Below are 6,475 nucleotides of genomic sequence, written 5' to 3' on the forward strand. Positions count from 1 at the left end.
TCGCTCAGGGTGTCGAAGGGGGGACTGGCGCGCAGAAAGTTGACGATATCCGCCAGCGCTTCGTCCATGGAGGTCTCCGCAATCAGGTGCTCATGACCGCATCATACCGGCCATGATGGCGGGAATCAGTAAACAGTGCGCCGGGTCACAAGACCCGGCGCACCGTCACGGTACGACAACCGGTGCGTCAGGACGCGCCGGTCTCCCCCGCTGCACGGGGAATGCGGACATGCTCGACGATGTCCTGGATGTGCTCAGGCGGCGCCTCGGTCATGCGGGAGACGGTCCAGGCCACCACGATGTTCACCAGCGCACCCACGGCACCGAACGCCTCAGGCTGAATACCGAACAGCCAGTATTCCGCCGTGTTGGGCAGATTGTTGGTGCCGGGCAGGAACAGCCAGCCCTTGTAGATGAAGATGTACACCAGCGTGACGGTCAGGCCCGACAGCATGCCGCTGATCGCCCCCATGCGGTTGACGCGCTTGGAGAAGATACCCAGCAGCAGCACCGGGAACAGGCTCGATGCCGCCAGACCGAATGCCAGGGCCACCACCTGTGCCGCAAAGCCCGGTGGATTCATGCCCAGATAGCCAGCCACCAGGATGGCACCTGCCATGGCGATACGTCCTGCCATGAGCTCGTTTTTCTCCGAGATCTTCGGCATGAACACGCCCTTCAACAGGTCATGCGATATGGCCGACGCTATCGCCAACAACAACCCTGCCGCGGTCGAGAGCGCCGCCGCGATACCGCCTGCGGCCACCAGGGCGATCACCCAGTCGGGCAGCTTGGCGATTTCCGGATTGGCGAGCACCATGATGTCGCGGTCGACCTTGACCATCTCGTTGCCCTTCCAGCCGAAAGCGCTGGCCGCCTCGGCATACGACTGGTTCTTGTCGTTGTAGTACTGGATACGGCCGTCGCCGTTCTTGTCCTCGAACTTCAGCAGGCCGGTCTTCTCCCAGTTCTTGAACCACTGCGGACGCTGGTCGAACTCCAGGTTGGCGGTCGGCGCACCCACCGGTCCGGTCTGGATGGTCTTGATGAAGTTGTAGATGGCCATCGCACCCACGGCCGGCGCCGTGGTGTAGAGAATGGCGATGAACACCAGACTCCAGCCGGCGGAGACACGCGCATCACGCACGCGCGGCACGGTGAAGAAGCGGATGATGACGTGGGGCAGCCCCGCCGTGCCGATCATCAGCGACAGGGTCAGCAGGAACATATTCAACATGCCCCCCTTCTCCGCCGTGTACGATGCGAAACCCAAATCGACCAGCACGTGATTCAGCTTGGTCAGCAAGTGCGTTTCCGATCCGTTCATCGTGCTACCCAGGCCCAGTTGCGGCAGCGGGTTGCCGGTCAGCTGCAGGGAGATGAAGATCGCGGGCACGGTGTAGGCGAATATCAGCACCACGTACTGCGCAATCTGCGTGTAGGTGATGCCCTTCATGCCGCCCAGCACGGCGTAGACGAACACGATGGCCATACCCACCACCACGCCGGTGTGGAAATCGACCTCCAGGAACCGGCCGAAGGCGACGCCGATGCCCTTCATCTGCCCGATAACGTAGGTGATGGAGGCGACGATGAGGCAGATCACGGCCACGATGCGCGCGGTGCGCGAGTAATACCGGTCGCCGATGAACTCGGGCACGGTGTATTTGCCGAATTTACGCAAATAGGGTGCGAGCAGCATGGCGAGCAGCACGTAGCCGCCGGTCCACCCCATCAGATACACGGAGGCGTCGTAGCCCTTGAAGGCGATGAGGCCGGCCATGGAAATGAACGAGGCGGCCGACATCCAGTCGGCGGCAGTGGCCATACCGTTGGCAACGGGATGAACACCCTTGCCGGCGACGTAGAACTCACCGGTGCTTCTTGCCTTGGCCCAGATTGCGATGCCGATATACAAAACGAAGCTGGCACCGACAACCAGATAGGTCAGTGTCTGAAGGCTCATGGATTATCCCCCTGTTAGTCTTCGTGCACGTCGTAATGACGATCCAGCTTGTTCATGCGCCAGGCATAGAAAAAGATCAGGATCACGAAGGTGTAGATAGAACCCTGCTGTGCGAACCAGAAGCCGAGCGGGTATCCACCGAGATGAATGTGGTTCAAGGGTGCGGCGAGGATAATGCCGAACCCGTAGGAAACGATGAACCACACGACGAGACAGCCTACCAGCAGGCGCAGATTGGCCGCCCAGTAGGCACTGGCGTTCTCTTTGCTTATCACGTTACTTCCTCCCAAGTTACGTTTGCTTTTATTGGCCCGCTCCGTGGCCGTACCGACTCCAGTTTTTTTGCCCGATGCCCCCGTGTAGCCCTTGCATCGGATCAAAAGATTATAGCTGGTACTCCAGGGCTAGCCCCGCCTGAAGTTTTCTCGCCTGGCGAAACGACTCCTTGAGGATGCGCTGCTCCAGGTCGTTGAGCTGGTCCGGCGCCATGTGATTCGAAAGCGCGTTGCCCTCGCGCGCCTGCTCGCGATGCAGGCGCATGCGCAGCAGTTCGATATAGCGAAAGGCGTCGCGCCAGGCCGACACGGCCTCCGGCTGCAGCACCCCCTGCGCTGCTGCAGCATCGAGCCGTTCCAGGGTCGTGGTTGCCCCGATGCCATGCCCCAGTGCGTGGATGCGTGCGGCATCCACGAACGGCGTCACCCCGTGGGTCTTCAGGTCCACGGTGGCGACGCCGTTATGCTTGGACGTCCGGAAATCGCCGAACAGGCCGAGCGGCGGACGCAGCCGCAAGGCGTTCTCGGCAAGCTGCCGGCGGAAACGGCTGTTGCGCGCGCTTTGCTTCAACAAATGCGCGCGCAGTTCCTCGGCCGGCGCGGCGTCGCCCGCCACGGCCCTGAAGTCGAAAAAGATGGTGGCCTTGAGCAGGTGTTCGGGCGTGCCCTGATCGATCCAGCGGTTGAAGCGGTCGCGCCATTCCTCCAGGCTCAGGCAGCACTCAGGATTGCGCGCCATGACATCGCCGGGGCACAGCGGATAACCGCAGCGTGCCAGGGCCTCGTTGATGCGTTCCGCCAGGGGCAGCAACTGGCGTCGTGCCTCCTCCGCCGACATGCCCTGCGGCGGCAGAAACAGCATGCCGTTGTCCTGGTCGGTCTTGAGGGTCTGTTCGTGGCGGCCCTCGCTGCCGAAGGCCAGCCACACGTAGTCGATTTCCGGTTTGCCCTCGGTCTCGCACAGGCGGATCACGCGGCGCGTGATCTGGTCGTTGAAGCCGCTGATGATGCGCAGGATGTGCACGGCGTCGACGCCCTGCGACAGCATCTGGTCGACGAAGCCGTGCAGTTCGCGTTGCAGACGCGCCAGTGCGTCCACGTCGGGGGCGGCGGCGGCGATCTCCCGGCTCAGGCGCGACAACCCGATGCCGCGCACGTTGAACAGGTCGCGCTCGGTCACCACGCCGGTCAGGCGTCCGTCCTCGACCACGCACAGATGCTTGGCGCCGCTTTGCGCCATGCTCACGGCCGCCTCATAGGCGGTCGCCCGGGGCGGCAGCGAAACGAACTCCGCGCCCATCATTTCGCGTACCGGCACGTCCAGGTCGACGCCCGGCAGAACCACCTTGGCGAGCAGGTCCTGCAGGGTGAACAGCCCCAGCGGCGCGCCTGCCTCATCCACCACCACGATGCTGCTCACCCGCGCGTCGCGGATCGCCTCCAGCGCGTCGCGCAGCGTCGCATCGGGACGCACGGACAGCGGCGGCCGGCGCACGACGTCGCTCAGGGCGCGTTCGAGCGCCGCGCCGCCGGCGGTTTCCCGGGTGACGCCCGCCTGCGCGCGCTGCTGGACGATCTCCAGCAGGTTGGCCAGGCGGCGGGTGCAGAAATCGCGAAAGGCCTCACTGCGATGCAGCAGGCGGTCGAAATCGGCCTTGTCGAGTTCGTAGAGAAAGGTGTCTTCGGCGGCGCGATGCGCGGTATGCGCGGGACGTTCGGCCAGCAGCGCGCCGATGGGAAAACTCTCACCCGGGGTCAGTTCCCAGGCGTTTTCGGCACCGCCCTCGCCCTCGGGCGACACGCCCACGACGCGGCCCTGCTTGACGATGTAGTAGCGGGAAGCGGGTCCGTCCTGCGGGCCGGTGATGGTATCGCCCGCAGCGTAAAAACCGATATGCAGACGCCCGGCCAGAAATTCGAGCGCGTCCGACTCCATGTGGTCGAACGGGGCGTGACGCGACAAAAAGGCGGTGACGGCTTCACCCAGGGCATCCTGATGCTCCGCCGTTCCCGTTCCGAAGTCGGTCTGATCCCCCATCATCCCCCCTCGCGGATTTTGTCGAAGACATCGCGGATGCGATGCCTTTATTTATCCTGTTTTTTACCGCGCCCCTTTACTTTGGCGTTTGCGTCGAGCTGACGCAAGTGCTCCAGGTGCGCCCGGATCTTCGCCTCCAGGCCGCGATCCCGCGGATAGTAGTACCGTTCCGACGCCATCTCGTCGGGGAAATAGCGCTCGCCCGCGGCATAGGCCTCCTCCTCGTCGTGGGCGTAGCGGTAGTCCTTGCCGTAATCGAGCTCCTTCATCAGGCGCGTCGGCGCGTTGCGCAGGTGCAGCGGCACCTCCGTCGTGCCGTGCTCGCGGGCGCTGCGCATGGCGGCGCCGAAGGCGGTGTACACGGCGTTGCTCTTGGGCACCACGGCCATGTAGACCACGGCCTGGGCGATGGCCAGCTCGCCTTCGGGCGAACCCAGGCGCTCGTAGGTGTCCCAGGCGGCCAGCGCGAGCTGCAAGGCGCGCGGATCGGCGTTGCCGATGTCCTCGGAGGCCATGCGCACCACCCGCCGCGCGACGTAAAGCGGGTCGCAGCCGCCGTCCAGCATGCGGCACAGCCAGTACAGCGCGGCATCGGGATCGGAGCCGCGCACCGACTTGTGCAGCGCGGAGATCTGGTCGTAGAAATATTCGCCGTGCTTGTCGAAGCGGCGCAGCCCCTGGCTGGGGACCTCCTGCAGGGTCTGATCGGTGATGACCGCGTGCCCGTCCTGCTCCTCGGCCAGGTCGGCGGCGATCTCCAGCAGATTGAGGGCGCGCCGTGCGTCGCCGTCGGCGGTGCGCGCCAGCTGTTCCTCCTGCTCGGCCGCCAGTTCGATATGCCGCTCACCCAGGCCGTTGGCCTCGTCTTCCAGCGCGTGGCGGATGATGCGGCGCAGTTCTTCCTCGGTCAGCGACTTGAGCACATAGGTGCGCACCCGCGAGAGCAGCGCGTTGTTGAGTTCGAAGGACGGATTTTCGGTGGTGGCGCCGATGAAGAACACGGTGCCGTTCTCGATATGCGGCAGGAAGGCATCCTGCTGCGACTTGTTGAAGCGGTGCACCTCGTCGACGAACAGCACGGTGGCGCGACCGTCGATCTGGCGCGCCTCGCGGGCCTTGGCGATGGCCTCACGGATCTCCTTCACCCCCGACAGCACGGCGGACAGGCTCAGGAACTGCGCGCCGCAGTAATGCGCGATCATGCGCGCCAGGGTGGTCTTGCCGGTACCCGGCGGCCCCCAGAACACCATGGAGTGCAGGCGGTCCTCCTCGATGGCGCGGCGCAGTGGCTTGTCGGGACCGAGCAGATGCGACTGGCCGTAGAACTCGTCCAGGGTCTGCGGCCGCATGCGGTCCGCAAGCGGCTGGTAGGTGGGTAGCTGGTCTTCGAACAGGTCCAAGCTCAGGAAGGTTCGGCGGCGTTGATGACATCCACGCCGGGCGGCGGCGTGAAGTGGAAGCGTGCCGGCGAGATCGGTGCGTTGACCTTGAGATGCTCGAACACGATGGTGGTCTTCTGTCCGAACTGATCGAACAGCACCATCTGGCGGACCTCGTTGCCTTGCAGGCCGAAGATGATCTTGCGGAAATCGGTGTCCTCGACCTTGGGGTCCAGCTCCACCCGGTCCAGGCCGTGCGCGGCCGGCAGGGTGCTGACGATGAAATCATCGCTCAGCTTGCGCTTCTGGCTGAGCAGCATGATGGGCGCCACGCCCAGGGCCTTGCCGATGGACTTGACGGTCACCTGGGCGAGATCCGGATCGTAGATCCACAGGTACTGCCCATCGGACACGATCAGCTGCTGGTTCGGATGCTTGTATTCCCAGCGGAAGCGGCCGGGACGCAGCAGCAGGAAATCCCCGTCCGCCTTTTGCACCAGCTTGCCGTTTTCGTCCACCACCGTCTGCTTGAACCCGCCCTGCAGGCTGCCGGTATTGAGGAAGAAGTCGTTCAGCCGGCTGACGGCATCCGCCCCCCAGGCAGGCATGGCGGACAGCAGGAGCAGGGTAACGAGGAACAGGGAACGTTTCATCGGAACAGGAACCATGGGTGTGAATACGAGTGCTGAGTGCTTTGGACCGCATAGCGGAGACCGGGTGCCGGGCGGCGATACCGGCAGTTGTATCACTCCGGCGGTGCGTTGGCGATGACCTCGCGCTGGCCGTTGGACTGCAGCGGACTGACGATGCCGGCCTC

5 protein-coding genes are annotated in these 6,475 nt (G+C 64.3%); all 5 read right to left on the reverse strand.

All coding sequences use genetic code 11. The features are described 5' to 3' along the window. Positions 1-187: 187 nt before the first annotated feature. Entirely contained in the window at positions 188-1,966 is a 1,779-nt protein-coding gene (locus P8Y64_12975; protein MEJ2061378.1) for a cation acetate symporter, read from the reverse strand. A gap of 14 nt (positions 1,967-1,980) precedes the next feature. After that, the gene (locus P8Y64_12980; protein MEJ2061379.1) at positions 1,981-2,238 is read right to left on the reverse strand and encodes a DUF4212 domain-containing protein; all 258 of its coding nucleotides are present in this window, start codon (positions 2,236-2,238) and stop codon (positions 1,981-1,983) included. Between the two features lie 112 nt (positions 2,239-2,350). Further along, positions 2,351-4,282, reverse strand: a complete 1,932-nt coding sequence (locus P8Y64_12985) for a DUF294 nucleotidyltransferase-like domain-containing protein (GenBank protein ID MEJ2061380.1) — start codon at positions 4,280-4,282, stop codon at positions 2,351-2,353. 44 nt (positions 4,283-4,326) lie between these two features. After that, positions 4,327-5,628, reverse strand: a complete 1,302-nt coding sequence (locus P8Y64_12990; protein MEJ2061381.1) for a replication-associated recombination protein A — start codon at positions 5,626-5,628, stop codon at positions 4,327-4,329. Between the two features lie 53 nt (positions 5,629-5,681). Then, entirely contained in the window at positions 5,682-6,311 is a 630-nt protein-coding gene (lolA, locus tag P8Y64_12995) for an outer membrane lipoprotein chaperone LolA (protein ID MEJ2061382.1), read from the reverse strand. Positions 6,312-6,475: the final 164 nt, after the last annotated feature.

It is taken from the genome of Gammaproteobacteria bacterium (assembly GCA_037388465.1).
Taxonomy (GTDB): domain Bacteria; phylum Pseudomonadota; class Gammaproteobacteria; order SpSt-1174; family SpSt-1174; genus JARRKE01.